This window comes from Providencia sp. PROV267 (genome assembly GCF_028477825.1).
In the GTDB taxonomy this organism is placed as follows: domain Bacteria; phylum Pseudomonadota; class Gammaproteobacteria; order Enterobacterales; family Enterobacteriaceae; genus Providencia; species Providencia stuartii.
In genome coordinates this window covers 1-1,555 of sequence record NZ_JAMPLX010000022.1, presented here as the reverse complement: position 1 = coordinate 1,555, position 1,555 = coordinate 1, and the positions used below count along the sequence as shown (strand labels likewise).

The following is a 1,555-nucleotide window of genomic DNA, read 5'->3' as shown; positions in this document are numbered from 1 at the left end:
CGCCTATAACTTAGGGTTAATGTCATTGCTTGTGTATAAAAACGAGGTCATGGTTGATCCTGATAAAACCGAAGACATGCGGGATTTCATCAACACACCGAATACCACCACGTCCTTTTTCTATCAGCAGTGTTTTGATTTATCTCAATCCCCTGTGATTAAAGACAGTCACGATTACCCCGCTATTGTGACGGATGTGCCCTTTAACCAACGTTATCGTCCAGCGATATTTTTAGATGTCACTCAATCGGAAAATCACCAAAAAGGCGATCATGATACAAAACTCTTTTTTGTGGAAAATGAGACTCAAATCATTGTCGCATGGCGAGGAACAGCCAGTTTGCGGAGTGTTCTCACCGATACGACGTATCAACCGATCCCTTGCCCAACCACATTAATCCCCGAAGGAAAATCTAACGTCCATCGCGGTTTTTTAGAAGCCTATCAATGTGTTGAAAAGTATTTTAAAGAAAATGCAAATAAAATTAAAGACTTATCACAAGATGTTGATAATAAAAAATTATATATTTGTGGTCATAGTTTAGGTGGAGCACTAGCTTTGCTGCATAGTTCTGAGTTAAGAAAAAACAATCCTCTGCTTTACACCTACGGGATGCCTCGCGTGTTCACCATCAGCGGGGCTAAATCACTTAGTTCACTCAATCATTACCGCCACGTCAACGACGCTGACTCGGTCACCAGCGTACCGTTTGATACCAATATGGACAGTTGGCTCTTCGAAATAGGCGGCGGATTAGGGACCACATTAGGCGTACTCTGGACGGTCGCCACCCTTCCCACCGTTCCATTGCAAAAAAGCCTACCGGATTTTGGCGAAGTGTATTCTCACCACGGTAACCCTGTCAGTTTATTTAAAGCCCGACAAATTGGCGAAGAAATACAATACAGTGAAGCCACTTCAAACTTTGACAAGAAATCCAAGACAGGGGTGATTGGTAAAAAACGCTGGCGCATGAATGGCGACTATAAATTTTATCTTGTGCCAAATATAGCGAATGCATTAAATGATAAATTACAGAAAGAACAAACCAGTCTTGTTCAATCATTAGGTATTGATAAACAACGATTAGATGATACATTCCCTCAGCAAAACAACCCAAATCTAGATACGATAATAACCATGCCACTAGACCATTTTATGGGGAGTCAATATCAAGCAATTATCAATAATCAGTTACTTTTCACGGTTTCACCTGAAAAAACTCCTAAACACGTTGGATCAAAACAACGATTTGAAGCACTTACTCACCATCAAGACGCCTACAAATTAAACGCCGAACGCAACGCCACCTTTATCGCCCTTGAAAGCAAACTCATTCAAGATATCAAACAAGAAATAAGCCAGAACTCCTCGTTAAAAGAGGCGCTAGAACGTTACAAGGAAGAAACTCATGAACTCCCCGTATAATAAAACCGGACTTGCAGTATTACTCAGCGTCATTGCGTTACAAGGGTGTGCGCAAAACCAGTCATTTGCACCCCCTATCAATGGAGAAAGCCTCCATTTCACCGCAACGCTCCCTCAAGAATTAGC

Annotated in this window: 1 protein-coding gene; it reads left to right on the top strand. The window is 41.7% G+C overall.

Annotated elements, in window-relative coordinates; translation table 11 throughout:
• Window positions 1-1,429 (top strand): lipase family protein (locus PR709_RS14965; RefSeq protein WP_272570969.1); only part of this gene is annotated, 1,429 nt, incomplete at its 5' end.
• Window positions 1,430-1,555 lie beyond the last annotated feature (126 nt).